Origin of the sequence: Mycolicibacterium pulveris (assembly GCF_010725725.1) — a bacterium.
Classification (GTDB): domain Bacteria; phylum Actinomycetota; class Actinomycetes; order Mycobacteriales; family Mycobacteriaceae; genus Mycobacterium; species Mycobacterium pulveris.
In genome coordinates this window covers 1,182,597-1,206,985 of record NZ_AP022599.1, presented here as the reverse complement: position 1 = coordinate 1,206,985, position 24,389 = coordinate 1,182,597, and the positions used below count along the sequence as shown (strand labels likewise).

The following is a 24,389-nucleotide window of genomic DNA, read 5'->3' as shown; positions in this document are numbered from 1 at the left end:
ACTATGGTGAGCCGCTGCGCGTCTTTTTCAGACGTGCGATAGCAGTACGACCGACACACGCTGGGCCGACCAGGCGGCCGACGACGAAGTGGGGGACATGAAGGCAATTGGTCGAGTCGGGCTCGTGTTCGTCATCGCTGTCGCGGTATTGTTCGCAGCCACCGGCACCTCCCACGCAACGATGGACAACGAACTCAGCGTGGTCGACGGCACGGATCGGACGCTGACCATCCAGCAGTGGGACACGCACCTCGAGGGCGTCACCCCGATGGACCGCAACCGGCTGACCCGCGAGTGGTTTCATGCCGGTCGCGCCAAGTACAGCGTGAAAGGGCCGAAGGCCAAATCGTTTCGCGGCAAGCTAGAACTGGGCTATCAGATCGGCTTCCCGTGGTCGCTGGGCGTCGGCATGAGCTTCCGCTACACCACGCCCAACGTGCTGCTCGACAACGCGCCGCTGGTGCTCGGCCCCCTAGACGCGCTGGGCTACGGCTTCATCACCACGCCGAACCTGTTGCCGGGCGCGACGATCAGCGCCGACCTCGGCAACGGCCCCGGCATTCAAGAGGTCGCGACGTTCTCGGTGAACGTCAAGGGGCCCAAAGGCGCTGTCGCCGTGTCCAATGCGCACGGCACGGTGACCGGTGCGGCCGGCGGCGTCGTGCTGCGCCCGTTCGCCCGGCTGATCTCCTCAGACGGCGACAGCGTCACCACCTACGGCGAGCCGTGGAACATGAACTGACCCGGGCCGCGACGCCGATTACGCCGCGGCGCCCGGCTTCAGGTAGGTGACCAGGCTGACGTCGATGCCCTCGTCGATGAAGTAGTACTGGCAGCCCTTGAGGTACCGCATGTAGCGGTTGTAGTTCTCCTCGTCGGTGGCCGCGATGGCCGCGTCCTTGTTGCGCTCGAGCCGGTCGGCCCAGATGCCGAGCGTCTTGATGTAGTGGTTGCGCAGCGACAGCGGCTCGGGCACCACAAAGCCGGCCTTCTCGCCGTGCTCGACCATCATCTGGGTGGTCGGCAGCCGCCCGCCCGGGAAGATCTCGGTGATCATGAACTTGATGAAGCGGGCCATCTCGAAGGTCAGCTTCTTTCCCCGCGCGGCCAGATCGTACGGGTGGTAGCCGACGCTGCTCTGGATCGTCATCCGGCCGTCGTCGGGCATGATCTCGAAGCAGGTCTTGAAGAAGTCGTCGTAGCGCTCGAAGCCGAAATGCTCGAACGCCTCGATCGACACGATCCGGTCGACGGGGGAGTGGAACTGCTCCCAGCCCTCCAGCCGCACGTCGAAGGTCCGGGTGCTGTCGACCTTGCTCAGCAGCTGGTCGCAGTAGGCCTTCTGGTTCTTGCTCAGCGTCAGGCCGATGACGTTGACGCCGTACTTCTCCATCGCCCGCTGCAGCGTCAGGCCCCAGCCGCAGCCGACCTCCAGCAGCGTCATCCCCGGCTTGAGATCGAGCTTGTCGAGGTGCTGATCGACGTTGGCGACCTGCGCCTCCGACAACGTCACGTTCGGCCCCGTGAAGTACGCGCAGCTGTACTTGCGCGTCGGGTCCTGGAAGACGCCGAAGAAGTCGTCCGACAGGTCGTAATGGGCCTGAATGTCCTCGAAATGCGGCGTCAGATCCTTAGTGCCGGATGAGTTGTCAGACATAGTTCCCTGTTTGGCCTTTCCTGGTGACGCCAATCACACACGTAAATATTTTGACCGTACTCCACGCACGGCGGCTAAACGGCGGACACGCCTCTCAAGCGGTAGAGCGTAGCCGTTTACGTCCAGCCGACGTGACGGCGGCCGTCACTTGTGCAGGGTGAACTGATTGACGTCGATGTATCCGACGCGGAAGCCTTTCGCGCAGCCGGTGAGGTAGTGCATGTAGCGGTCGTATACCTCTGGCGATTGGACAGCGATCGCCTCGTCCTGGTGAGCCTCCAGCGCGGCCGCCCAGGTGTCGAGGGTGCGCGCATAGTGCGGCTGCAGGGATTGGCGACGCGCCAGCGTGAAGCCGGCCTTGGCGGAGTGGTCCTCGACCTTCTCGATGGACGGCAGCCGACCGCCCGGAAAGATCTCGGTGAGGATGAACTTCACGAACCGCGCCACGTCGAACGTCAACGGCATGCCGCGATCGGCCATCTGCGGCAAGGTCAGCGCGGTGATCGTGTGCAGCAGCATGACACCGTCGTCGGGTAGCTGCGCGTAGGCGTTGGTGAAGAAGTCGTCGTAGCGGTCGAACCCGAAGTGCTCGAACGCGCCGATCGACACGATCCGGTCGACGGGCTCGTTGAACTGCTCCCACCCTTGCAGCAAGACCCGCTTGTCCCGAGGGCTCGATGACCGCGCGAAGACCTCTTCCACATGAGCCTTCTGGTTCTCACTGAGGGTGAGCCCGACGACGTTGACGTCGTAGCGTTCGATCGCGCGCATCATCGTCGAACCCCAGCCGCAGCCGACGTCGAGCAGCGTCATTCCCGGCTGGAGGTTCAGTTTGCCCAGGGCCAGGTCGATCTTGGCGAGTTGCGCCTCTTCCAGCGTCATGTCGTCGCGTTCGAAGTACGCGCAACTATAGGTCTGCGTGGGATCCAGCCAGAGCCGGAAGAACTCGTCGGACAGGTCGTAGTGGGCCTGGACGTCCTTGAAGTGAGGCGTCAGCTTGCGGGTCTTGACTGCCATCGATTGTGTGCCTTTCTCGGGGGCGGATCAGAACCCTGCCGGAAGTCGGCACCGACAGTCGTAAAGCCCTGAAGCACTCAATGCGCGATGCTACGCGCGCCTATGGGGAGTCAACGAACCGAGAAGTTGTTCTTGAGCTCGCCGACAATGTCGTCCCACAGGGGTTCGGGCAGGTCATGGCCCATGCCGTCATACAACACCAGCCGCGCGTCTTTGATTGCCTTCGCAACGGCCCGCCCACCGAACGGGCGCATCAGCTTGTCCGCCTTGCCGTGCAGCACCACCGTCGGCGCGGTGATCTGCCGGTCGTAGCGGCGCAGGCTGCCGCTGCCCAGGATCGCGGCGAACTGCCGGCCGATGCCCGCCGGATAGTAGGCGCGCTCATAGGCCTCGATCGCCTCGGCGCGCAGCGTGGCCTCGTCCCGTGGATAGCCCGGGCTGCCGATGATCTTGTTGACCCGGATCGCGTTGGCGACGATCGCCTCCGGCGAGGAGTCCTTGGGCCGCTGCAGGATCGCCAGCAGATGCCGCGGCCCCGGCGGCGGAAGCAACGCCTGGTTGTTGCTCGAGAAGATGATCGCCAGGGTCTTGGTGCGGGCCTGGTGCCGCGCCGCGAAGACCTGCGCGATCATCCCGCCCATCGACGCACCCACGACATGCGCCCGGTCGATGTTCAGATGGTCCAGCAGCGCGGCCGCGTCGTCGGCCATGTCCTCGAGCGTGTACGGCGCCGGGCTCTTCAGGCCGAGCTGGGAGCGGATCATCCTCAGCACCAGCGGCGTCTGCACGTGCTGGCCGACCAGCTTGCTGGACAGGCCGACGTCGCGGTTGTCGAAGCGGATGACCCGCAGGCCTTGGTTGACGAGCTTTTCGCAGAACTCCTTGCGCCACAACAGAAGTTGGGCGCCCAAACCCATGATGAGCAAAACCGCCGGATCGTTGGGGTCGCCCATGTCCTCGTAGAAGATGTCGAGCTCGCCCGACTTGGCGATGCCGCTGCGGACCTGCATCTAGGCCTGAACCTCGCTGTCGAGCTCGTTATCGTGCTCGCGGGACACCTCGACCATGAAGTTGGCGAAGTACCCGGTGAGCTGCGGGTCGGACATCATCTGCCACTTGGGGGCCAGCAGCTTCATGTAGCGCTCCACGTAGAGGAACTGCTTGCCGATCAGCACCAGCTCGCGGGGCAGCTTGACGTCGTAGGCCTCGGCCAGCGCGGACAGCTGCTTGCCGATCTCGGCGTAGCTCATGTCGCCCAGCGTCGACATGGTCAGCGGCGTGGCGAACTTCTCCAGGTCCTTGGCGGCCTCGGCCTCGGGCTTCATGGTGCCCACCGCGCCCATCAGCACGACGATCTTGCCCGCCGCGGCGTGGTCCTTCTTCACCAGCAGGGCGTAGACGAGTTCGCGCAGCAGCCAACGGGTGCGGGGGTCGATGCGGCCCATGATGCCGAAGTCGAAGAAGACGATCTTGCCGTCGTCGTCGACGTAGAGGTTGCCCGCGTGCAGGTCGCCGTGGAACAGGCCGTGTCTCAGGCCGCCCTCGAACACGCTGAACAGCAGCGCCTTGACGAGCTCGGTGCCGTCGAAACCCTTCTTGCGGATGTTGGCCACGTCGTCGATGCGGGTGCCATTGATGCGCTCCATCGTCAGCACGCGCTCGCTGGTGAGGTCCCAAAAGACCTGCGGCACACGGATGTTCTTGCCCAGCGGGGAGGCGTGCATGTGCGACACCCAGGCGTCCATCGACTGCGCCTCGAGCCGGAAGTCCAGTTCCTCGGCGAGGTTGTCGGCGAAGTCGGCGACGACGTCCTGCGCGGACAGGCGCTGGCCCAGCTTGGCGAACTCCACCAGCCGCGCGCCGCGTTTGAGGATCTGCAGGTCGGCGGCGACGCGACGACGGATGCCGGGGCGCTGGATCTTGACGACGACCTCTTCGCCGGAGTGCAGGGTCGCGTAGTGCACCTGCGCGATCGACGCGCTGGCGAACGGCTTCTCGTCGAAGCTCTTGAACAGGTTGGCGGGCTCGTCGCCGAGTTCCTCGCGGAACAGCTTCTGGATCTGCTTGGGGTCGGCCGGCGGCACCCGGTCGAGCAGGCTGCGGAACTCCCGCGACAGCGGCTCGCCGAACGCGCCGGGGCTCGACGCGATGATCTGGCCGAACTTGACGTATGTCGGCCCCAGATCGGCGAACGTCTTGGGGATCTGCTTGATGATCTTCTGCTGCAGCGAGCCTTTGCCGGCCAGCGTGCTGACGACCCTCGCGCCGGTGCGGGTTACCTGCCAACCCGTCGCTCCCATGCGCGCAGCCTCGACGGGCAACGGGACCCGATCCAGCTTCGCGACGTCGCGCTGTTTAGTCGTACTCATGGGGCCCAGTGTCTCAAATGTCGCTGGGATGCCGCGAAGCTGCATTTCAGCAGGGGTGTGTCCCTGCTCTTGGGGCGTCAGGCGAAGCTGTGTTCGATCTCTTCGCGGGTGCGTACCGGGTCGTCGCCCGGCTGATAGGTCGGCAGGGTGTGCGTGACGGTCGTGCCGGACTTGACCCGTTTTTGGGCCTGGCGGAACTCCGGCGGGGTGCCCGCGGCGGCCTGCAGGCCGTTGATGATGCCCCACACCGTGGCGCGCCGGGCGGTGCGCTCGACGATGTTGGGGTCGGTGTGCTGGATCATCTGTTTGGCCCACTTTGGCATGGTGTCGCGGATGGCCCAGTCGACCGCGGCCTGCGGCATCGGCAGGTTCGGGCCGGTGGCCATCGCGGTGCCGTGGGTGACGGCCAGTTTGGGCAGATACGACTCCAGGCATTCGGCGGTCTCGGCTTTGGTGGTCGGCAGGTCGGTGCCGCCCAGCGCGTGGCCGACGCGGACGAACTCGCCGTAGTACTTGTCGATCTTCTTGCCGCGCAACGGGTTCGGGTGATAGAGCTCGTGGGCGGTGGCGAGCCCCCACACGACGGTGGCGTAGTTCCAGCGCAGCCAGTCGGGGTCGTCGGCGTCGTAGGGGGCGCCGTCGGGGCGGGTGCCCTTGATGGTGTGGTGCATCGCCCGCACGGTCTGGGTCAGCCGCTCGGCGGTTTCGGTCGTGCCGTAGGCGGTGCCGATGAAGAACGCCACCGAGTGGCCGAGCCGCACCAGGGCGCCCTTGGGGTCGATCTTGGGGATCGCGACGCCGTTCTCGTCGCGTTGGACCAGCCGCGAGTGGTGCATGCCCATCCAGTAGATCGACGGGTCGAGCCGTTCCATGTAGGCCGCGCACTGCAGGCCGAAGATCAGCGCGTACGTGTGCGAGTGCACATGCCAGACGGCGCTGCCCGGCCCGAACCAGCCGGGGTCGCCGACCGGCGCGGCGAATTCCATGCCTTTGAAGAAGTTGCGCCTCACGGCCTGGTCGAAACCCTTGTTGAGCATCTGGCCTACGAGCTGGTGCGGCAGGAACAAGGCGGGAACCTCTTTTCAGGTCTGGTCACGCGTGTGACCAGAATACAGTCTGGTTACATGCGTGACCAGAGTCGGCTTAGGCTGAGGGCGTGACGAGTCCCACCCGATGGGCCGGCGTCCCGCTGACCGACCGGCGCGCCGAGCGCCGCGCTCAGTTGGTCGCCGCGGCCTTCGAGCTGTTCGGTGAGGGTGGCGAGACGGCGGTGTCGGTGCGCTCGGTGTGCCGCGCGTGCGGATTGAACACCCGGTACTTCTATGAGAGCTTCGCCGACGTCGACGATCTCTTGGGCGCGGTGTACGACGAGGTGAGCTCGGCGTTGGCTGTCGCGGTGAGCGAGGCGATGGAGGGGGCGGGGGAATCGCTGCGCGCGAGGACGCGGGCGGGGATCGCCGCGGTACTGGGGTTCAGCTCGGAGGATCCCCGGCGGGGGCGGGTGTTGTTCACCGATGCGCGGTCGAACCCGGTGCTGGCGGCGCGGCGGGCGGCGACGCAGGATCAGTTGCGCGAGGGCGTGTTGACCGAAGGCTGGCGCCTGCACCCGGATTTCGATCCGGTGGCCGCGCAGGTGGGCGCGGCGATGTACACCGGCGCGATGGCCGAGTTGGCGCAGCAGTGGCTGGCCGGCCGGTTGGGCACGGACCTGGATGCGGTGGTGGACTACGCGGTGAAGATGGTGCTGCGGTAGGGCGCTGCGGTTCTCCTGGGGGCCTGTCCGGGGTCACTGTGCGGATTGCCAAGCTCTGAGCGAATGATTCGCTGAAGTTGCTGGGGGCGGTAGTAGTTGAGCGAAAGATTCGCTCATAGCTTGGCACTTGGGCGTACGTACCCCCGGAGCCTGTCCGCCGGGGAAGCTCCGCTGGTGGGTGGTTGCGTTCTAGGCAAGGACAAGAACGGGGCGGGGCGCGGGGGCGCGGGCCAGGGGCGGCCCGGATGGTGCGGGGTGCCTGGGCCGGCGGCGCGAGGGGGCGGGGCGACGGCGCGGGGCGGCCGGGCTCACGGGGGCGGGGCGACGGCGCGGGGCGGCCGGGCTCACGGGGGCGGGGCGGCGCTTTGCTTGTGCTGCGTTTCCCTTGGGGTCTTCGGGGTCACTGTGCGGATTGCCAAGCTCTGAGCGAATGATTCGCTGAAGTTGTTGGGGGCGGTAGTAGTTGAGCGAAAGATTCGCTCATAGCTTGGCACTCGGGCATACGTACCCCCAGAGCCGGCCGCGCGCGAACAGGATTTGTCAGCCCCGGATGCCAGGGTGGCGTCATGGCAGAGAAACGAGTCCTACGCGGCATCGAACTGCGGTACGTGCTGACGCACAACCTCGACGTGCACGGCCCGGCCAGCATCTACGACATGCTCGAGCTGCTCGAATCGCAGGGTTTCGCCGTGGTGGGCAACCCCTCGAAAGCGGTCTCCGACGCGTTGCGCTGGGAGCTGCGCCGCGGCCGGGTCCGCCGCCTGCGCCGCGGCGTCTACGGACCCGGCACCATGCCCCGCTCCACCGCCTACCACATCCACCAGCGCGTGCTCGACTTGTTCGACGAGGTTGCGCGACTGCGGGGTTTCGACAACGACGACGACTTCATGGACGCGTGGTTGAAATCCCTGCCTGCCTAGGCCGACGGGCGCCAGCGCTTGATGAAGTCCGTCTCCGGCCACTCCTCGTGGGCGGCCATCAACTCGTACATCGTTGCGCCGTCGATGGATTCGCGGATGATGTCGGCGTGCCCGGCGTGCCGGGACAGCTCCTCGATCAGGTGCATCGCCACCCATCGCACGTCCCAGTGGTCAACGTCCTTGGGAAACCACGGCACCTCGGGTGGCACCGGCACCGGCGTGTCCAGCGCCACCGAGCCCAACACCTGCAGCGTCTCGGCGTTCTGCTGCTCGAGTTGGTCCAGTAACCCGTCGAGCGTCTCGTGTGAGTGCATCACGTACTGGTCGGCGTACTCGGCCATGATCTCTGCCATCGGCCGCTCGTCCTTCGGCGGAAACTCCGGCGCGTACTTCGCGCGCTCCGTCCACCCCTTCTGCACGCCCGCCGCGTGCTTGATCAGCCCGCCGATCGACAGCGCGCTCACCGACGGCGTGGAACGCGCCTGCTCATCCGTCAGGCCGTACGCCGCCGCGAAGAACGCGTTCTGCTGAAACGCGAGGACGTTCAGTAGCGTCTGTCGTTCATCGGCTGCGGGTGCGGGCATTCCTGGCATCGCTGGTCACCTCTGAGTTGTATGGACGTAAAGATCTCGGATACAAGCTATTTCGGCGCCATGGTGAATCACTTCCCGGTTGATGTGCAACACCAGCACCGACATCGGATGCTCGGACCACGGCCCCTCCGCCGGCCCGACCGGACGGCTCAGATCCTCCTCGGACAGCGCCCGCACCCCCGCGATCCAGCGGGCGTACGCGTCGTCGAGCTGACCCAACGCCGTCGCGGCGTCGGTCGCGTACCGCCACGTCTCATAGCTCGCCTCCGGGCCGCCGAAGTGCGAGTAATTCCGCACCGCGAGCACACCGACGATGACGTGCGCCAGCCGCCACGCGATCGTGGTGAACGGCGCGGGCTCCGGCGGCGGATACGCGAAATCGATCGACCCGTCCCGACGCACCGTCCAGCACCCCGGCACCGGTTCCCAGAAGTACTCGTCGTCGCTGAGCCCGTCGAGGCGGGGCCGCAGTTGATGCGTCCAGTGAAAGTCGAGCTGGTCGGCCATTAGCGCGCTCACGTTCATGTCACGATGCTTTCACCGTTTTAGGACAGTTGCGGTCCTATGACTGTCCGCGGCGCCTCCACGGGTCAGACTGGTCGGGTGGATTCGCTCGCTGCCACTGTCGCATCCGACCCGTCGCTGCGCGACCCCGCCGACGTCGCCGCCGAGCTGAACGTCGACCCCGCCGTCGGGCTCTCCAGCGCCGAGGCCGCGCGCCGGCTCCGGGAGGACGGACCCAACGAGCTGCGCGCCAAGCCCCCGGTTCCGTTGTGGCGCAGGCTACTTGCGCAGTTCCAGCATCCGCTGATCTACCTGCTTTTGGGCGCCGTCGCCATCTCGCTGATCGCGTGGGCGGCCGAGGGCCACGAGGGCGTGCCGATCGACGCGACGGTCATCGCCGCCGTCGTCGTCCTCAACGCCGTGCTCGGCCTGATCCAGGAGAACCGGGCCGAGACCGCGGTGGCCGCCCTCAAGTCGATGACGGAGGCGGCCTCGACCGTGCTGCGCGACGGCGAGCTGCGCACGGTCCCCTCGCACGAACTCGTGCGCGGCGACATCCTCGTGCTCAACGAGGGCGACGCCGTCGGCGCCGACGCCCGGCTGTTTTCGGCCTCGGCGCTGCGGGTGCAGGAGGCGTCGCTGACCGGCGAGAGCGAGGCGGTCACCAAGGACCCGTCGACCCTGCCGCGTCGCGTCCCGCTCGGCGACCGCCGCGGCATGGTCTACAAGGGCACCGCGGTGGCGCAGGGCGTGGGCCGCGCGGTCGTGACCGCGACCGGGATGGCCACCGAGATGGGCGCCATCGCCGGGCTGCTCGAAGCCACCGAGGAGGAACCCAGCCCGCTGCAGCGGGAAATAGCCGGTGTCAGCAGGCTGCTCGGGATCACCGTCGTCGCCATCGCCGTCGTGGTCATGGTCGTCACCGCGGCCATCAACGACGTCGACACGGTATCGGAGTTCGTCACCGTGCTGCTGCTCGGCGTGTCGCTGGCGGTCGCCGCCGTGCCCGAAGGCCTACCGGCGATCCTGTCGGTCGTGTTGGCCATCGGCGTGCAGCGGATGGCCGCGCGCAACGCCGTCGTCAAGCAACTGCACTCGGTGGAGACGCTGGGCTCGGCCACCGTCATCGCCTCGGACAAGACCGGCACCCTCACCAAAAACGAGATGACCATCCAGCGGATCCGCACGGCCTCCGGCGAGATCGAGCTCACCGGCGTCGGCTACCGACCCGACGGCACCGCGCTGCACGACGGCGGCGAGATCACCGACCCGGCGCTGGCCACCGAGGCCAGCATGGTCGTCGCCGGCGGCGCGCTGGCCAACAACGCCGCGCTGTACTGCCGCGACGACCAGTGGGAGATCCAGGGCGACCCGACCGAGGCGGCGTTCCTCGTCGCCGCGCACAAGCTCGCCGACGCGACCGAACGCACCCAGCGTTACCACCGGGAAGGGGAGATCCCGTTCACCTCCCAGCGCAAGATGATGTCGGTGTTCTGCCGCGCCGACGACGACCGTCCCGCCCTGATCGCCAAGGGCGCACCCGACGTGCTGCTGGGGCGTTGCGCGGCAATGCAAGTCGGCGACGACGTGGTGCCGCTGGACGACGCCCGCCGTGAGCGCGCGCTCGCCGACGTCGACGACCTGTCGCGGCAGGCGTTCCGCACCCTGGCGGTCGCCTATCGGCGCGTCGACGAGGCCGAGGTGCGTGACGGTGTCGACGAGGCGCTCGAACACGACCTCATCTATCTCGGCGTGGTCGGCATCATCGACCCGCCCCGCGACGAGGCCGCCGACGCGATCGCCGACGCCCGCCGCGCGGGCATCCGGGTGCTGATGATCACCGGCGATCACCCCGGCACCGCCGTGCGGATCGCCGAGGACCTGGGCATCGTCGAGGCGGGCGCATCGGCGATCACCGGACAGCAACTCGACGAACTGTCCGGGCGCGAGTTGATCGACGCCACCGCCGAGACGTCGGTGTACGCGCGGGTGGCGCCGCAGCACAAGCTGCGCATCGTCGATGCGCTGCAGTCGCAGGGCCACATCGTGGCGATGACCGGTGACGGCGTCAACGACGCCCCGGCGCTCAAGTCCGCCGACATCGGCGTCGCGATGGGCATCACCGGCACCGAAGTGACCAAGGAAGCCGCGAAAATGGTTCTGGGCGACGACAATTTCGCCACCATCGTCGCCGCGGTGCGACAGGGCCGCATCATCTTCGACAACATCAAGAAGTTCGTGCGCTACCTGCTCTCGTCGAACATGGGCGAGGTCTTCACGGTGTTCTTCGGGGTGGTGTTCGCGGGCTTCATCGGGTTGACCGCCGGGCCGGGCGAGGCCGTCGTGGTGCCGCTGCTGGCCACCCAGATCCTGTGGATCAACCTGGTCACCGACTCCACCCCGGCGCTGGCGATGGGGGTGGATCCCGAGATCGACGACGTGATGATGCGCCCGCCGCGCCGGTTGACCGACCGCATCATCGATCGGCAGATGTGGACGGGCATCCTGCTCATCGGCCTGGTGATGGCCGCCGTGACGCTGCTGACCATGGACATGTTCCTGCCCGGCGGGCTGATCGAGGGTTCGGACTCGCCGGAGGTGGCGCGCACGGCGGGGTTCACCACGCTGGTGTTCGCGCAGCTGTTCAACACGTTCAACTCCCGCTCGGAGACCACCAGCGCGTTTCACCGGCTGTTCAGCAACCCCTGGTTGTGGGGGGCGGTGGCGCTCGGCGCGCTGGCGCAGATCGCGGTGGTGCAGCTGCCGCTGCTGCAGGCCGCGTTCGGCACCACCGGTCTGGACTTCGCGCACTGGGCCGCGGCGATCGCGATGGCATCCGCGGTGTTGTGGTTCGACGAACTGCGCAAGGTGGTCCTGCGCCGACGCTATAGCGGACGGGTTTTGTCCTAAGACTGTGGCAGTCTGCGGTGGTGTCCGAAACGACGAGCCGGGTGCTGCAGCTGCTGGGGTTGCTGCAGTCGCGGCGGGTGTGGACGGGCGAGGAGCTCGCCGAACGGCTGGGGGTCACGACGCGCAGCGTGCGCCGCGACGTGGAGCGGCTGCGGGGGCTGGGTTATCCCGTGCACGCCAGCAAGGGCCACGGCGGCGGCTACCAGCTCGGGGCGGGTGCGGCGTTGCCGCCGTTGCTGCTCGACCCCGACGAGGCCGTCGCGGTGGCGGTGTGTCTAGGGCTGGCCGCGGGCGGGACGATCGCCGGGGTGGGGGAGTCGGCGCTGCGGGCGCTGTCCAAGCTCGACCAGGTGATGCCGTCGCGGCTGCGGTCACAGGTGTCCGCGGTGCACGACGCCACCGTCACGCTCACGTCGCCGTCGCCGGATCCGCCCGTCGAACCCGAGGTGCTGATGACGTTGGCGCGCGCCAGCCGCGACCACGAACACGTCGCCGCCTCCTACGTCGACGGCCGCGGCAACGCCACCGAGCGTCGGCTCGAGCCCTACCAACTGGTGACCACCGGGCGGCGCTGGTATCTGCTGGCCTACGACCGCGATCGGCAGGACTGGCGCAGCCTGCGGTTGGACCGGATGTCGAACGTGCGTGCGCTGGGCACGACGTTCGTTGCGCGTGACGCGCCGGACGCGGCCAGCTATGTGCGACGGTCGATCACCAGCTCGCCCTATCGCTACGTCGCGCGGGTGCGCTATCACGCGCCGGAAGACGTGGTGGCGCAGAGCTTTCCCCCGATGTCGGTGACGGTCGAACCCGACGGGCCCGACGCGTGCATCGTCACCGCCGGCGCCGACGATCCCGAGCGGATGGTGTTGTACTTCGCGGCCGTCGGCGCCGACTTCGAGGTGCTCGAGCCGCCGGAGCTGGTGCGGGCGGTGGCCGCCGTCGCGCAGCGCCTAGGGCGGGCTGGTTCCCGCTGACCGCGAGCAGACGTGAAAACCCCTATTTCAGCCCCGTTTTGGGGGTGTTAGCGTCTGCTCGCGCTCAAGGGGAGGTGATGCCCAGCTTCTCGGTGAGTACCAGAAACGCCGCAGCATACGGGTTGTCGGCGGTGTCGGCGCGCAGCCGCGGCCAGTCCAGTCGTTCGCGCACCGCGCGCACCGCGGGCAGCAGCGCCGAGAAGTCGCAGTTGTGCTCGTTCAGGGCATTGAGCTTTTCCGCCATCACGTACGTCGGCGCCAGCACCTTCATCCGGATGGCGAGCACGTCGTACTCCTCGGCGCTGTTGATGGTGTCGGCGTCGACCGGCACGCCGTTGAGTCGGTGCAGCACGTCGATGACGAAGTCGTCCTCGACGCAGGCCTTGAACAACCAGTCCTCGGGGGTGCGCTCGATGGTGAAGCCGGCCTTCTCGAGCGTCAGCGCGGCGGCTTCGGTGTCGGGTTCGGCGACGACGAAATCCACGTCGTGCACCGGTTCGGGGCCGCCGAACACCCACAGCGCGTAGCTGCCGCCGAGGGCGAAGTCGGGCCCGTGGTCGCGCAGCGCCGACGCGGCGCGCCGAAGCGCGTCGCGCAGATCGTCGTTTCGTGCGGGCACATCGCTCCTGAGGGCTCGGCGGTCAATGTGGGTACTTGAGTACCCATGCGGATGGCGACCTTCAACATCCTGCACGGACGCAGCGTGCACGACGGCGTGGTCGAGCGGGACCGGCTCGTGGAGGCCGTCAAGATGCTCGACGCCGACATCCTGGCGCTGCAGGAAGTCGACTTCGACCAGCCGCGGTCGGGCAAGACGGATCTCACCGCGATCGCCGCGGAGGCGATGGGCGCGCTCAGCCACCGGTTCGTGGCCGCGATCTCGGGCACGCCGGGCGCGACGTGGATGGCCGCGACCGGCGATGAGCAGCCCGGCACCGCGGCCTACGGCATCGCGCTGCTGTCGCGGTTTCCCGCGGAGAACTGGCAGGTGCTGCGGCTGCCGCGGATCCCGATGCGGTTTCCGATGTATCTGCCGGGGCCGAACCGGGTGAAGGTGGTCGACGAGGAGCCGCGCGCGGCGATGGTGGGCCGGCTGGACACGCCGCTGGGCCCGCTGACCGTCGCCAACACGCATCTGTCGTTCGTGCCGGGCTGGAACCGGGTGCAGCTGCGCCACCTGCTGCGCGATCTGCGGGGGTTCGCGTCGCCGACGGTGCTGATGGGTGATCTGAACCTGACGCCAGGCCCGGTGCGACGCTGGAGCGGGCTGCGGGAGCTGGGGCAGGGCATGACGTTTCCCGCCGAGGCGCCGACCCGCCAGCTCGACCACATCCTCACCGACGACTCGAGTCTGCGCGTCGAGCGGTGCTGCGCGCCGCTGTTGCCGGTGTCGGATCACCGCGCGCTGCTGGTCGACGTGTCACGGTCGTGAGGCTGTGGATAACCGCGGCGGGCCTGGGCGCGAGGGCCCTAGGATGATGTCGTGGCCAGGATCGACGACCTAGAGGCGCGTGTCGCGGCGCTCGAAGCGTCTCGAGCCGATTACGGAGCGGTGCTCAGGGCGGTGAACGCGCTCGGTGAGAATCAGCGAGAACACGCGATCGATCTCGCTGCAGTCAAGACCGACATGGCTGCAGTCAAGACCGACATGGCTGCAGTCAAGACCGACATGGCTGCTCTCAAGACCGACGTCGCGGCTTTCAAGACCGACGTCGCGGCTTTCAAGACCGAGTTTGTCGGCTTCCGCACCGAGACGCGGGCCACCTTCCGCTCGATTGACGAGCACATTGCGGAGTTGCGGGACCTGATCATCGACCGGCTCTGACGTCCTGTCTGCTCCCCGCAACCGCGTGAGGCACGTAGGGTTTTGGCGTGCGGGTGACTTCGGCCGAGTCGACGGAACTGTTCGTCGGGCCGCCGGACGCGCCGCTGCAACTGGTGCGGGTCAGCTACGCCGACGGCGGCGAGACCGTGCGCGTCGACGGCGACGGGCTGAGCGGGCAGGCCACGCTGGACGGTGCTGACGGCACCGTTGAAATCCCAGTGACGGTGACCGATCCGGTCGTGGGCCAGCAGCGGCACGCGCGCGTCGTCGCCGGCGAGGCCGTGAGCCCGTTCGTGTTCACCGTCGCCGAGCCCGGCTGGACGATGTACATGATCAGCCACTTTCACTACGACCCGGTGTGGTGGAACACCCAGGCCGCCTACACCAGCGTGTGGAGTGAGGACCCGCCGGGCCGGGCGCGACAGACCAACGGGTTCGAGCTGGTGCGGGCACATCTCGAAGTGGCGCGTCGTGAACCGGAATACAAATTCGTGCTCGCCGAGGTCGACTATCTCAAGCCGTACTGGGACACCCATCCCGAGGACCGCGCCGACCTGCGCCGTTTTCTCGCCGAGGGGCGGGTCGAGATCATGGGCGGCACCTACAACGAACCCAACACCAACCTCACCAGCCCCGAGACGACGGTCCGGAACTTCGTGGCGGGCGCGGGATTTCAACGCGGCGTGCTCGGTGCCTCACCCGAGACCGCGTGGCAGCTCGACGCGTTCGGCCACGACCCCCAGTTTCCCGGCATGGCCGCCGACGCCGGGCTGACATCGAGTTCCTGGGCGCGCGGCCCGCACCACCAGTGGGGCCCGATGGCCGGCGGCGGCGACCCCGAACGGATGCAGTTCAGCAGCGAGTTCGAGTGGATCGCGCCGTCCGGGCGCGGCCTGCTGACCCACTACATGCCCGCGCACTACTCGGCCGGCTGGTGGATGGATTCCGCAGCGACCCTCGCCGACGCCGAGGCCGCGACCTACGAACTGTTCACCTCGCTGAAGACGGTCGCGCTGACCCGCAACGTGCTGCTGCCGGTGGGCACCGACTACACGCCACCGAACAAGTGGGTCACCGAGATTCACCGCGACTGGAACGCCCGCTACACCTGGCCGCGGTTCGTCTGCGCGCTGCCGCGCGAGTTCTTCGCCGCGGTGCGCCGCGAACTGGCCGCGCGCGGCACCGCCCCGTCGCCGCAGACCCGCGACATGAACCCGATCTACACCGGCTGCCACGTGTCCTACATCGACACCAAACAGGCCAACCGGGCCGCCGAGGACGCGGTGCTCGACGCGGAGAAGTTCGCGGTGTTCGCCGGCCTGCTCGGCGGCGCGACCTATCCGCGCGCCGCGCTGGCCAAGGCGTGGGTGCAGCTGGCCTACGGCGCCCACCACGACGCGATCACCGGCTCGGAATCGGATCAGGTGTACCTCGACCTGCTGACCGGATGGCGCGACGCCTGGGAACTCGGCCGGACCGCCCGCGACAACGCGCTGGCGCTGTTGTCCAGCGCGGTCGACGGCGACGTCGTCGTCTGGAATCCGCTGGCGCACAAGCGCAGTGACATCGTCACCGCCAGATTTTCGCAGCCGGCTCGGGTGCGAGTGCTGGACCCCGACGGTGCCGCGCTGCCCACCCACGTGTGGTCCGACGGTCGCTGCGTGAGCTGGCTGGCCCGCGATGTGCCGTCGCTGGGGTGGCAGTCCTACCGGCTGCGGCCCGACGAGACGGTGGCGGGCTGGGAGCCGGTGGACGGCGTGAGCATCGGCAACGCGCACTACCGGCTGACCGTGGACCCGGAGCGCGGCGGCGGCGTCTGTTCGCTGCGCGAGGGTGGTCGCGAGTTGATCGCCGACGGGCGGGTCGGCAACGAACTGGCCGTCTACGACGAGTATTCCGCGCATCCCGAGGCCGGGGAGGGCCCGTGGCACCTGCTGCCGAAGGGGCCCGTCGTCACCTCGGCGGCCGCGCCCGCGCGCGTGCAAGCCTATCGCGGGCCGCTGGGGGAGCGGATCGTCGTACAGGGCGCGATCTATCCCCGCCCAAAGGGACAAACGGGCGGGAAAGTGCGAGTGGATTCCGCCGAAACGTCGATCTCGGCGCTGTTGCGCTACACGCAGACCGTGACGCTCTGGCACGGGGTGGCGCGGGTGGACTGCCAGACGACGATCGACGGGTTCACCGGCGCCGATCGCCTGCTGCGGGTGCGCTGGCCGTGCCCGGTGCCGGGCGCGCTGCCGGTCAGCGAGGTCGGCGACGCGGTGATCGGGCGCGGGTTCGGCTTGCTGCACGACGGCTCCGAATCCGCCGTCGACTCGGCGAAACACTCGTGGACACTGGACAATCCGGCATACGGCTGGTTCGGCCTCTCGTCGGCGGTGCGGGTCCGCGTCGGCGACGGGGTGCGCGCGGTGTCGGTGGCCGAGGTGGTGGTGCCGACGGAAGCCGACTCGGCGGAGCTGGCGCGCCAGCTGCTGGTCGCGCTGGTGCGGGCGGGCGTCACCGCGACGTGCAGCAGTGCGGACAAGCCGCGCTACGGCGATCTGAGCGTCGACTCCAACCTGCCCGACACCCGGATCGCGCTCGGCGGTCCCGACGAAAACGCGTTCACCGCCGCGGTTTTGGCCGAAGCCGACGTCGGCTACACCGAGGAGCTCAAACGCCAGCTGTACACCACCGGGACGGCCAGGGTGTGGGTGCCGCCCGTCGCGCCGCTGGCCGCGACCTGGGTGCCCAGCGCCGACCTGCGGCACGTGCGCGCGCTGCCCGTGCTGATCGTCGCGGGTTCGGCGCTGGGCGCGGCGGTGGCGGAGATGGTCACCGACCTCGGCGACTTCGAGATCGTCGTCGACCAGACAGCGCCGACCGAGCTGGAGCCGTTCGAAGCGCGCACCGTCGCGGTGCTCAACCGCGGAATGCCGGGTTTCGCCGTGGAATCCGACGGCACCCTGCACATGTCGCTGATGCGGTCGTGTACCGGGTGGCCGTCGGGCACCTGGATCGACCCGCCCCGGCGCACCGCGCCCGACGGCTCCAACTTCCAGCTGCAGCACTGGACCCACACCTTCGACTACGCGCTGGTCTCCGGCGACGGCGACTGGCGCCACGCCTGCCTTCCCGCCCGCAGCGCGGAATTCTCCCGCCCACTGCTGGCCGTCGCCGAGAAGCACGATGCCGCAGGGGGATTGCCCGCCACAGGCTCGCTGCTGGAGATCGAGCCCGCGGGCAAGGTTCAGCTCGGTGCACTGAAAGCCGCGGGCAACCCGCTGGAATCCGGCAGCAGCACGAGCGGGCAGCCGAACGACGGCGTGACGCTGAGGTTGGTGGAAACCTGCGGGGCGACAACCGATGTCACAGTGCAGTCCGGGTTGCGTCGGGTGTCTGCCAGGCGTGTCGATCTGCTTGAACAACCGTCACCCGCCGGCGAGCTGAGGTTGCACGGCTACGAGATCGCCACCGTACAGGCCCAGCTCAACCTGCCCCGCATCCTCGCTGCCGACCACACCGTGCTGGCGCCCGACGCCGAAGCCGCCCAACCGTTGTCCGCCCGCTACTGGCTGCACAACCGCGGGCCCGCCGCGCTCGGCGGCATGCCCGTGGTCGCTCACCTGCACCCGCAGAACATCGACGCCGCCCCGAATTCCCCTGTGGTACTACGACTAACGACGGTAAGCGATTGCAGTGACGCGGTGCTGCACGGCCACGTGCGGCTGCTCTGCCCCGACGGCTGGGCCGCCGAACCGGCCGAGCTGCCGTTCATGCTGCCTCCCGGCGAGCACCTCGAGACCGAGGTGACCGTGACCGTACCGCCGTCAGCGGCACCGGGGCTGTATCCCGTGCGCGCGGAGCTGGCGGTGACCGGCAGCCATCCCGCGATGCCGCCGTCGTGGCGCCAGGTCGTCGAGGACGTCTGCGTCGTGTCGGTCGCCGCGCCGCCCGCCGACCGCCTGTTGCGGTGGGTGACCGAGCCGTCGCCGGTCGAGGTCGCGGCCGGCGAAAAAGCGCGCCTATCTGCCACCGTCGGCACCGACGCCCACGCCGACATCGCGGTGGAGGCGCATCTGATCAGCCCGTGGGGCACGTGGGAGTGGTTGGGGCCCGCGGCTTTCGGTGCCGAGCTGGTCGCCGGCGGCACGGCGGAGCTGGGCTTCGACGTCGCACCGCCGGCGTGGATCGAGCCCGGGGAGTGGTGGGCGTTGATCCGGGTGGGCGGTGCGGGAAGCCTGCTGTACTCACCGGCGGTGAAGGTGGTGGTGCGATGAACGCGGCGACGGTCGACGGGGTGGCCGTGACGGTCGAGGAAGTCGACGCGCGGGAGGCGCAGCTGCGGGCGTCGCGGCTGGCGTCGGCGCTGCCGCGGCCCGGCACCAGCGAGGGACGGCAGTTGCGGCGCTGGCTGACCCAGCTGCTGGTGACCGAACGGGTGCTCGCCGCCGAGGCCCGGGCCTTGGGGCTGAGCGCCGACAATGCGCCGAGCGAGGACGACCTGCTGCCCGACACGGTGACCCGCATGGAGATCGGCAGCGTTGCGGCGTCGGCGCTGGCCGACCCGCTGGCACGCGCGGTGTTCGCCCGCGTCACCGCCGGCGTCGACGTCACCGCCGAAGAGGTGGCGTCGTACCGGCGACGTAACCCGTTGCGGTTCAACGACGCCGACGCGGTCGCCGCGCACCTGCGCGGGGCCGCCCGTCGCCGCGCGTTTCGGCGGTGGCTGGACGCGCGCTGCGCCGCCGTCGTCGAACTCGCCCCCGGCTACGAGCACCCCGGCGACCCGCGCCAGCCCGACAACACCCACCGGCACTGATGACCACGCTGGCGATCGACATCGGCGGCACGAAGATCGCCGTCGGCCTCGTCGACGACGACGGCACCCTGGTGCACAAGCTCAAGTCGCCGACGCCCGACGGTGACGCCGAGACGGTGTGGGCGGCCGTCGAAGCGCTGATCGGCGAGGCGCTGGCGGCGGCCGGCGGCCGCGTGCGCGGGGTGGGCATCGGGTGCAGCGGGCCGATCGACATGACAACCGGGACCGTCAGCCCCATCAACATCGTTGAGTGGCAACGCTTTCCGCTGGCAGACCGGGTGGCCGCGGTGGTCGACGCGCCGGTGCGGCTGCGCGGGGACGGGTTGTGCATGGCGCTGGGCGAGCGGTGGCGGGGGGCGGGCCGCGCCGCGCGGTTCATGCTCGGCATGGTGGTGTCCACCGGCGTCGGCGGCGGGTTGGTCCTCGACGGCGCCCCCTACGGCGGACGCACCGGCAACGCCGGGCACGTCGGCCACGTCGTCGTCGACCCCGACGGCGCGCCGTGCAGCTGCGGCGGGCGCGGCTGCGTCGAGACGATCGCCGCTGGCCCGCGGATGGCGCAGTGGGCCCGCACCCAAGGCTGGGACGCGCCCGTCGACGCCGACGCCAAGGAACTCGCCGACGCCGCCACCGCGGGAGACGCCGTGGCGCTGCGCGCGTTTCGGCGCGGCGCCACCGCCGTCGCCGCCATGATCGCGTCGGTGGCCGCCGTGTGCGATCTGGACCTCGTCGTCATCGGCGGCGGCGTGGCCAAATCCGGCGTCCTGCTGTTCGACCCGGTGCGCGAGGCGCTGGCCTCCTACGCCGGGCTGGACTTCCTGCACGGCCTGCGGGTGCTGCCGGCCGAGTTGGGCAGCGAGGCCGGGCTGATCGGGGCGGCCGCCTTGGTGATTTCGGCGCGGTAATAGCCGCCGGCGGGCTATGATCGCGCCCAAATCGCAAAGATGCGAGGGTCGAGGGCATGGACGCAGTCGTGGGATCCCTTGCCCTGTTAATCAGCGGCCCGATGGTCGGCGTCGAGATCGCCGTCGCGGCATTCACCAACCCGGTGTTCGCCCGGCTGCCCGACGACGGGTTCGCCCAGGCCCGCAGCGACGGCAGCCGGGTGCTGGGCAAGGTGATGCCGTTCTGGTACATCGGCACCCTGCTGGTGCTCATCGCGGCCGCCGTCGTCACCCGCGACTGGTACGTCATCACCGCGGCCGCCGTGATGGCCGTGGTGGTGCTGATGACCGTGACGCTGATGGTGCCGGTCAACAACCGGATCGGCCGCTGGTCAGGGGCGGTCGACGCGTCGCGGGACGACGCGCGGCTGTGGGACCGGCTGCACTGGCGGCGGGTGTTCCTGCTCGTCGCGCTGTACGTGCTGCTGGTCATCGGCGTGGTGATTTCGGCGCGCTGATCGACCCTGACGGGCCATGCACGCGCCGAAATCGCGGAGGGGAGGCGGCGTTTTGGCTGATCGGCGCGCGGCAGGCTATCCTGTGTCGGTTCCACCGAAGACCGTCGGTCACCGATGAGCGCTTGCAAAATCGGTCGAAGGTCCGGGTTTGACCCGGCGGCCCACGCAGGAGGACGAGGCTAACGCTGTATTCGTGTGCGCCCCGACCTGTCTGCGTCGGGGCGTTCGTCATTCTCGGGGCGGTTGAGGCGGAACGTCGACAACCAACCACGAGGAGGCATGCATGGCCACGGAGGACAAGGCCGCCGCAATTGCCGACATCGTCGAGCGATTCAACTCGTCGACGGCCACGGTCGTCACCGAGTTCCGCGGTCTTTCGGTCGCCCAACTGGCCGAACTGCGTCGGTCGCTCGGTGATTCCGCCAGCTATCGGATCGCCAAGAACACGCTGGTCAAGCGTGCCGCGGCGGAAGCTGGCATCGAGGGTCTCGACGACCTGTTCGTCGGTCCCACCGCGATTGCGTTCGTCAAGGGCGAGGCCGTCGACGCTGCCAAGGCGCTCAAGAAGTTCGCCAAGGACAACAAGGCCCTCGTCATCAAGGGCGGCTACATGGACGGCCGCCCGCTCAGCGTCGCCGAGGTCGAGCAGATCGCCGACCTGGAATCGCGCGAGGTGCTGCTGGCCAAGCTGGCCGGCGCGATGAAGGCCAATCTGACCAAGGCTGCCGGCCTGTTCAACGCTCCGGCGTCGCAGGTCGCGCGACTGGCCGCGGCACTGCAAGAGAAGAAGGCCGGCGAAGAAGCCGCTTAACCATCCGATACCACCCAATCCAAAACTAGGAAGGACCCCAACATGGCCAAGCTGTCCACCGACGAGCTGCTCGACGCGTTCAAGGAACTGACGCTGCTGGAGCTCTCCGAGTTCGTCAAGAAGTTCGAGGAGACCTTCGAGGTCACCGCCGCCGCCCCGGTCGCCGTCGCGGCCGCCCCCGGCGCTGCCGCCGGCGGTGCCCCCGCCGAGGCCGCCGAGGAGCAGTCCGAGTTCGACGTCATCTTGGAGGGCGCCGGCGACAAGAAGATCGGCGTCATCAAGGTCGTCCGCGAGATCGTCTCCGGCCTGGGCCTCAAGGAGGCCAAGGACCTGGTCGACAGCGCTCCCAAGCCGCTGCTCGAGAAGGTCGACAAGGCTGCGGCCGACGAGGCCAAGGAGAAGCTCGAGGCCGCCGGCGCGACGGTCACCGTCAAGTAGGCAAATTCGACGCTGTGGGGCTGGTCTAGCAAATAGGCCGGCCCCACAGCCGTCTGTACTGCCGGCCACGTCAATATCACGATGACCGCACTCTTGTGTTCTGACGAGACGGCATAAGCTACAGTGACTCAAGCCACAGGTGGGTGACTTGTGGCGAAAAAAAATCTGGCGGAAGGATTTCGCGTGGGCATTGGTATTCAGGTTGAAGGGCTGACCAAGTCCTTCGGGCCCCAGCGAATTTGGGAGGACGTCACGCTGGACATCCCCGCGGGCGAGGTCAGCGTGCTGCTGGGCCCGTCGGGTACCGGTAAGTCGGTCTTCCTGAAGTCCCTGATCGGCTTGCTGCGCCCCGAGCGCGGCAAGATCATCGTCGACGGCACCGACGTCATCCAGTGCACCGCCAAGGAGCTCTACGAGATCCGCACGCTGTTCGGTGTGATGTTCCAGGACGGCGCGCTGTTCGGCTCGATGAGCATCTACGACAACACCGCTTTCCCCTTGCGTGAGCACACCAAGAAGAAGGAAAGCGAGATCCGCAACATCGTCATGGAGAAGCTCGAGCTGGTGGGTCTGGCCGGCGACGAGAACAAGTTCCCCGGCGAGATCTCCGGCGGTATGCGCAAGCGCGCCGGGCTGGCCCGCTCGCTGGTGCTGGACCCGCAGATCATCCTCTGCGACGAGCCCGACTCCGGTCTGGACCCGGTCCGTACCGCGTATCTGTCGCAGCTGCTGATCGACATCAACGCCCAGATCGACGCCACGATCCTGATCGTCACGCACAACATCAACATCGCGCGCACCGTGCCGGACAACATGGGCATGCTCTTCCGCAAGCACCTGGTCATGTTCGGGCCCCGCGAAGTGCTGCTGACCAGCGACGAGCCCGTCGTCAAGCAGTTCCTCAACGGGCGCCGGATCGGCCCGATCGGCATGTCGGAGGAAAAGGACGAGTCGACGATGGCCGAGGAGCAGGCCATGTTCGACGCCGGCCACCACGACGGCGGGGTCGAGGAGATCCAGGGGGTGCCCCCGCAGATCCAGGCGACGCCGGGCATGCCGGAGCGCCAGGCCGTGGCCCGCCGCCAGGCCCGGGTGCGCGAGATCCTGCACACCCTGCCGCCGGCCGCGCAGGCCGCGATCCGCGAGGACCTCGAAGGCACGCGGCAGTACCCGGCCAACGAGTTCGGCGACACCCCGACCGCGCGGCACCACGCCGTCGAGGACGACGCCCCGACCGGTGCCATCCCCACAGCCGAGAGGTAACCGCCGCCCGTTTCGATCGACTTACCTGCGCGAATAGCGCATGCTGGTTAGGAGCACCTGATTTGATCAGGTGCGGACCGCGTCAGCAGTAGAGGTGAGGTCGTATGGGCATCGGCATTCAGGTTGAAGGGCTGACCAAGTCCTTCGGGCCCCAGCGCATCTGGGAAGACGTCACGCTGGACATCCCCCCGGGTGAGGTCAGCGTGCTGCTGGGTCCGTCGGGTACCGGTAAGTCGGTCTTCCTGAAATGTCTGATCGGCTTGTTGCGCCCCGATCGCGGCAAGATCATCGTCGACGGCACCAACATCGTCGAATGCACGGCCAAGGAGCTCTACGAGATCCGCACGCTGTTCGGTGTGATGTTCCAGGACGGCGCGCTGTTCGGCTCGATGAGCATCTACGACAACACCGCTTTCCCCTTGCGTGAGCACACCAAGAAGAAGGAAAGCGAGATCCGCAACATCGTCATGGAGAAGCTCGAGCTGGTCGGGCTCGCGGGGGACGAGAACAAGTTCCCCGGTGAGATCTCCGGCGGTATGCGCAAGCGCGCCGGGCTGGCCCGCTCGCTGGTGCTGGATCCGGAGATCATCCTCTGCGACGAGCCCGACTCCGGTCTGGACCCGGTCCGTACCGCGTATCTGTCGCAGCTGCTGATCGACATCAACGCCCAGATCGACGCCACGATCCTGATCGTCACGCACAACATCAACATCGCGCGCACCGTGCCCGACAACATCGGCATGTTGTTCCGCAGGCAGCTGGTGATGTTCGGGCCCCGCGAGGTGTTGTTGACCAGCGATGAGCCGGTGGTCAAGCAGTTCCTCAACGGACGGCGGGTCGGCCCGATCGGCATGTCGGAGGAGAAGGACGAGTCGACGATGGCCGAGGAGCAGGCGATGGTCGAAGCCGGTCATCACGACGGCGGGGTCGAGGAGATCCAGGGGGTGCCGCGGCAGATCACCCCGACGCCGGGCATGCCGGAGCGCAAGGCGGTGGCCCGCCGCCAGGCCCGGGTGCGCGAGATCCTGCACACCCTGCCGCCGGCCGCGCAGGCCGCGATCCGCGAGGATCTCGAACGCAGCGACGGTTACGAGCCGTCGACGGGGCCTGTTCGCACGGCCGGACAGTAGTCGACTCGGCCGCGCC

22 protein-coding genes and 1 pseudogene are annotated in these 24,389 nt (G+C 68.4%); 15 read left to right on the top strand and 8 right to left on the bottom strand.

Features of this window, described 5'->3' with window-relative positions:
• Window positions 1–97: 97 nt before the first annotated feature.
• Window positions 98–742: a porin MspA gene (locus tag G6N28_RS06100; RefSeq protein WP_163898157.1), complete on the top strand. Its 645-nt coding sequence runs from the start codon at window positions 98–100 to the stop codon at window positions 740–742.
• An 18-nt stretch (window positions 743–760) separates the two neighbouring features.
• On the opposite strand, the gene G6N28_RS06095 is transcribed toward G6N28_RS06100, so the two are convergent.
• From G6N28_RS06095 to G6N28_RS06075, 5 genes are all read right to left on the bottom strand, one after another.
• Complete coding sequence (locus tag G6N28_RS06095) at window positions 761–1,657, bottom strand: cyclopropane mycolic acid synthase family methyltransferase (RefSeq protein WP_163898154.1); 897 nt, start codon at window positions 1,655–1,657, stop codon at window positions 761–763.
• Between the two features lie 144 nt (window positions 1,658–1,801).
• The gene (locus tag G6N28_RS06090) at window positions 1,802–2,674 is read right to left on the bottom strand and encodes a cyclopropane mycolic acid synthase family methyltransferase (RefSeq protein ID WP_163898151.1); all 873 of its coding nucleotides are present in this window, start codon (window positions 2,672–2,674) and stop codon (window positions 1,802–1,804) included.
• A gap of 110 nt (window positions 2,675–2,784) precedes the next feature.
• Complete coding sequence (locus G6N28_RS06085; RefSeq protein WP_163898148.1) at window positions 2,785–3,684, bottom strand: alpha/beta fold hydrolase; 900 nt, start codon at window positions 3,682–3,684, stop codon at window positions 2,785–2,787.
• Window positions 3,685–5,043, bottom strand: coding sequence for an ABC1 kinase family protein (locus G6N28_RS06080; RefSeq protein ID WP_163898145.1), 1,359 nt, complete (start codon window positions 5,041–5,043; stop codon window positions 3,685–3,687). It lies immediately after the preceding gene.
• A gap of 77 nt (window positions 5,044–5,120) precedes the next feature.
• Complete coding sequence (locus tag G6N28_RS06075; RefSeq protein ID WP_163898141.1) at window positions 5,121–6,110, bottom strand: oxygenase MpaB family protein; 990 nt, start codon at window positions 6,108–6,110, stop codon at window positions 5,121–5,123.
• A gap of 89 nt (window positions 6,111–6,199) precedes the next feature.
• Here G6N28_RS06075 and G6N28_RS06070 point away from each other — a divergent pair, with 89 nt between their 5' ends.
• Window positions 6,200–6,796: a TetR/AcrR family transcriptional regulator gene (locus tag G6N28_RS06070; RefSeq protein WP_163898138.1), complete on the top strand. Its 597-nt coding sequence runs from the start codon at window positions 6,200–6,202 to the stop codon at window positions 6,794–6,796.
• Window positions 6,797–7,362: 566 nt separating this feature from the next.
• Window positions 7,363–7,716 carry a hypothetical protein gene (locus tag G6N28_RS06065; protein ID WP_163898135.1) on the top strand — a complete coding sequence of 118 codons (354 nt, stop codon included), beginning with the start codon at window positions 7,363–7,365 and terminating at the stop codon, window positions 7,714–7,716.
• On the opposite strand, the gene G6N28_RS06060 is transcribed toward G6N28_RS06065, so the two are convergent.
• The gene (locus G6N28_RS06060; protein WP_163898131.1) at window positions 7,713–8,309 is read right to left on the bottom strand and encodes a DinB family protein; all 597 of its coding nucleotides are present in this window, start codon (window positions 8,307–8,309) and stop codon (window positions 7,713–7,715) included. The genes G6N28_RS06065 and G6N28_RS06060 overlap by 4 nt on opposite strands.
• 6 nt (window positions 8,310–8,315) lie before the next feature.
• Window positions 8,316–8,816, bottom strand: coding sequence for a DinB family protein (locus G6N28_RS06055; protein WP_407665006.1), 501 nt, complete (start codon window positions 8,814–8,816; stop codon window positions 8,316–8,318).
• A gap of 57 nt (window positions 8,817–8,873) precedes the next feature.
• Here G6N28_RS06055 and G6N28_RS06050 point away from each other — a divergent pair, with 57 nt between their 5' ends.
• Together G6N28_RS06050 and G6N28_RS06045 are read left to right on the top strand one after the other, a co-directional pair.
• Complete coding sequence (locus tag G6N28_RS06050; RefSeq protein ID WP_163898124.1) at window positions 8,874–11,723, top strand: cation-translocating P-type ATPase; 2,850 nt, start codon at window positions 8,874–8,876, stop codon at window positions 11,721–11,723.
• Window positions 11,724–11,743: 20 nt separating this feature from the next.
• Complete coding sequence (locus G6N28_RS06045; protein WP_163898121.1) at window positions 11,744–12,700, top strand: helix-turn-helix transcriptional regulator; 957 nt, start codon at window positions 11,744–11,746, stop codon at window positions 12,698–12,700.
• Window positions 12,701–12,764: 64 nt separating this feature from the next.
• Here the strand turns inward: G6N28_RS06045 and G6N28_RS06040 are convergent, their stop codons facing one another.
• Complete coding sequence (locus G6N28_RS06040) at window positions 12,765–13,319, bottom strand: nucleotidyltransferase (protein WP_163898118.1); 555 nt, start codon at window positions 13,317–13,319, stop codon at window positions 12,765–12,767.
• 45 nt (window positions 13,320–13,364) lie between these two features.
• Between G6N28_RS06040 and G6N28_RS06035 the strand changes: the two genes are divergently transcribed.
• The 10 genes and pseudogenes from G6N28_RS06035 to G6N28_RS05990 all read left to right on the top strand — a co-directional run bounded on the left by G6N28_RS06035 (window position 13,365) and on the right by G6N28_RS05990 (window position 24,373).
• Window positions 13,365–14,132: an endonuclease/exonuclease/phosphatase family protein gene (locus G6N28_RS06035; RefSeq protein ID WP_163898115.1), complete on the top strand. Its 768-nt coding sequence runs from the start codon at window positions 13,365–13,367 to the stop codon at window positions 14,130–14,132.
• A 51-nt stretch (window positions 14,133–14,183) separates the two neighbouring features.
• A complete protein-coding gene (locus G6N28_RS06030; RefSeq protein WP_163898112.1) occupies window positions 14,184–14,525 on the top strand; it encodes a hypothetical protein in 342 nt (113 codons plus the stop codon).
• A gap of 47 nt (window positions 14,526–14,572) precedes the next feature.
• The gene (locus G6N28_RS06025) at window positions 14,573–18,787 is read left to right on the top strand and encodes a glycoside hydrolase family 38 N-terminal domain-containing protein (protein WP_163898109.1); all 4,215 of its coding nucleotides are present in this window, start codon (window positions 14,573–14,575) and stop codon (window positions 18,785–18,787) included.
• Window positions 18,784–18,849: pseudogene (locus G6N28_RS27495) on the top strand (DUF7158 domain-containing protein); the annotation flags it as partial. The gene G6N28_RS06025 and the pseudogene G6N28_RS27495, both read left to right, overlap by 4 nt.
• 479 nt (window positions 18,850–19,328) lie before the next feature.
• Window positions 19,329–20,234: an ROK family protein gene (locus G6N28_RS06015; protein ID WP_163898102.1), complete on the top strand. Its 906-nt coding sequence runs from the start codon at window positions 19,329–19,331 to the stop codon at window positions 20,232–20,234.
• Window positions 20,235–20,290: 56 nt separating this feature from the next.
• Window positions 20,291–20,731 (top strand): anthrone oxygenase family protein, encoded by a 441-nt coding sequence (locus G6N28_RS06010; RefSeq protein WP_163898100.1) that lies wholly within the window; start codon window positions 20,291–20,293, stop codon window positions 20,729–20,731.
• Between the two features lie 283 nt (window positions 20,732–21,014).
• Complete coding sequence (gene rplJ / locus G6N28_RS06005) at window positions 21,015–21,542, top strand: 50S ribosomal protein L10 (RefSeq protein ID WP_163898098.1); 528 nt, start codon at window positions 21,015–21,017, stop codon at window positions 21,540–21,542.
• Between the two features lie 42 nt (window positions 21,543–21,584).
• Window positions 21,585–21,980 (top strand): 50S ribosomal protein L7/L12, encoded by a 396-nt coding sequence (rplL, locus tag G6N28_RS06000; RefSeq protein ID WP_163898096.1) that lies wholly within the window; start codon window positions 21,585–21,587, stop codon window positions 21,978–21,980.
• A 183-nt stretch (window positions 21,981–22,163) separates the two neighbouring features.
• Entirely contained in the window at window positions 22,164–23,243 is a 1,080-nt protein-coding gene (locus G6N28_RS05995; RefSeq protein ID WP_163898094.1) for an ABC transporter ATP-binding protein, read from the top strand.
• Window positions 23,244–23,347: 104 nt separating this feature from the next.
• On the top strand, window positions 23,348–24,373 hold the full coding sequence (locus G6N28_RS05990) for an ABC transporter ATP-binding protein (RefSeq protein ID WP_163898092.1): 1,026 nt from the start codon (window positions 23,348–23,350) through the stop codon (window positions 24,371–24,373).
• Window positions 24,374–24,389: the final 16 nt, after the last annotated feature.